Raw genomic sequence first — 2,500 nt, 5'->3', positions numbered from 1 at the left:
AGATGGATCAGACCCGAAACCGAGTGATCTAGCCATGACCAGGATGAAGGTAAGGTAACACTTACTGGAGGTCCGAACCCACACCTGTTGAAAAAGGTCGGGATGAGTTGTGGCTAGGGGTGAAAGGCTAATCAAACTCGGAAATAGCTGGTTCTCCGCGAAATCTATTTAGGTAGAGCGTCATCCGAATACCCCGGGGGGTAGAGCACTGGATGGGTAATGGGGCCCCACAGGCTTACTGATCCTAACCAAACTCCGAATACCCGGGAGTACTAGATGGCAGACACACTGCGGGTGCTAACGCCCGTAGTGGAGAGGGAAACAACCCTGACCTCCAGCTAAGGCCCCCAATTCATGGCTAAGTGGGAAAGCAGGTGGGACGACCAAAACAACCAGGAGGTTGGCTTAGAAGCAGCCATCCTTTAAAGATAGCGTAACAGCTCACTGGTCTAATCAAGTTGTCCTGCGGCGAAGATGTAACGGGGCTCAAGCCATGAGCCGAAGCTGAGGATGCGCATAGCGCATGGTAGCGGAGCGTAGTGTGACATAGCACTGATCTTTACTATCGCACATTGGAAGGCTGGGTACGTGCAAACGTGCTCAAGTAGCCGATAGGCGGTAGCACAAGATCATGTGCTTTCGATGAAGCCGGGGCGTGAGCCATCCGGTGGAGAGATCACTAGCGAGAATGATGACATGAGTAGCGACAAAGAGTGTGAGAGACACTCTCGCCGAAAGTCCAAGGGTTCCTGCTTAAAGCTAATCTGAGCAGGGTAAGCCGGCCCCTAAGGCGAGGCCGAAAGGCGTAGTCGATGGGAACCAGGTTAATATTCCTGGGCCAGAAGGATGTGACGGATCGTGGCGACGCATGTTCCTTATCGGATTGGAGCATGTTCAAGACGGTTCCTGGAAATAGCCCTTCATGAGACCGTACCCTAAACCGACACAGGTGGACTGGTAGAGAATACCAAGGCGCTTGAGAGAACGATGTTGAAGGAACTCGGCAAAATACCTCCGTAAGTTCGCGAGAAGGAGGCCCGGTACATGAGTGCCGGGGGCACAAACCAGGGGGTGGCGACTGTTTATTAAAAACACAGGGCTCTGCGAAGTCGCAAGACGACGTATAGGGTCTGACGCCTGCCCGGTGCCTGAAGGTTAAAAGGAGGGGTGAGAGCTCTGAATTGAAGCCCAGGTAAACGGCGGCCGTAACTATAACGGTCCTAAGGTAGCGAAATTCCTTGTCGGGTAAGTTCCGACCTGCACGAATGGCGTAACGACTTCCCCGCTGTCTCCAACATCGACTCAGCGAAATTGAATTGCCTGTCAAGATGCAGGCTTCCCGCGGTTAGACGGAAAGACCCCGTGCACCTTCACTACAGCTTCGCACTGGCTTCAGACACAACATGTGCAGGATAGGTGGTAGGCTTCGAAGCAGGGACGCCAGTCTCTGTGGAGCCTCCCTTGAGATACCACCCTTGTTCTGTTTGAAGTCTAACCGCGGTCCGTTATCCGGATCCGGGACCCTGCGTGGTGGGTAGTTTGACTGGGGCGGTCGCCTCCTAAAGCGTAACGGAGGCGCGCGAAGGTTGGCTCAGAGCGGTCGGAAATCGCTCGTTGAGTGCAATGGCATAAGCCAGCCTGACTGCGAGACTGACAAGTCGAGCAGAGACGAAAGTCGGCCATAGTGATCCGGTGGTCCCAAGTGGGAGGGCCATCGCTCAACGGATAAAAGGTACGCCGGGGATAACAGGCTGATACTGCCCAAGAGTCCATATCGACGGCAGTGTTTGGCACCTCGATGTCGGCTCATCTCATCCTGGGGCTGGAGCAGGTCCCAAGGGTATGGCTGTTCGCCATTTAAAGAGGTACGTGAGCTGGGTTTAGAACGTCGTGAGACAGTTCGGTCCCTATCTGCCGTGGGTGTAGGATACTTGAGAGGAGTTGCCCCTAGTACGAGAGGACCGGGGTGAACGAACCACTGGTGGACCAGTTGTCGTGCCAACGGCAGTGCTGGGTAGCTATGTTCGGACAGGATAACCGCTGAAGGCATCTAAGCGGGAAGCCCCCCTCAAAACAAGGTATCCCTGAGGACCGTGGAAGACCACCACGTCAATAGGCCGGAGATGTAAGTGCAGCAATGCATTCAGTTGACCGGTACTAATCGTCCGATAGGCTTGATTTGATCCAGTAACAGCAAGGTTACAAAATCAAGGCATACACAACAGTGTACAGACTTGGATAACGAACGCGCTCCCAAACACAGGGAGCGCCGTTGATTGATCGTCGTTCCAAAAGGAAGCCAAAGACAGCACAACGCTGCATGCCTTCCACAGGAACGACCATTGCGTTTACTCGGTTTGGTGGTCATAGCGAAAGCAATACACCCGGATCCATTCCGAACCCGGAAGTTAAGTGCTTCCACGCCAATGGTACTGCGTCTCAAGACGTGGGAGAGTAGGTAACTGCCAAACCTAGTAAACGCAATCTGTCTCTATACTAT

At 53.7% G+C, this 2,500-nt stretch carries 2 rRNA genes (1 of these 2 cut by a window edge); both read left to right on the top strand.

The window, feature by feature from the left end:
- Positions 1–2,182 (top strand): 23S ribosomal RNA (locus tag J5474_RS22330) (it extends 680 nt beyond the left edge of the window).
- A 174-nt stretch (positions 2,183–2,356) separates the two neighbouring features.
- Positions 2,357–2,471: ribosomal RNA gene (rrf, locus tag J5474_RS22325) — 5S ribosomal RNA — on the top strand.
- The last annotated feature ends 29 nt before the right edge of the window (positions 2,472–2,500 follow it).

Source organism: Sagittula salina (assembly GCF_017813235.1).
Classification (GTDB): domain Bacteria; phylum Pseudomonadota; class Alphaproteobacteria; order Rhodobacterales; family Rhodobacteraceae; genus Sagittula; species Sagittula salina.
This window is presented reverse-complemented; position numbering and strand designations above follow the sequence as displayed.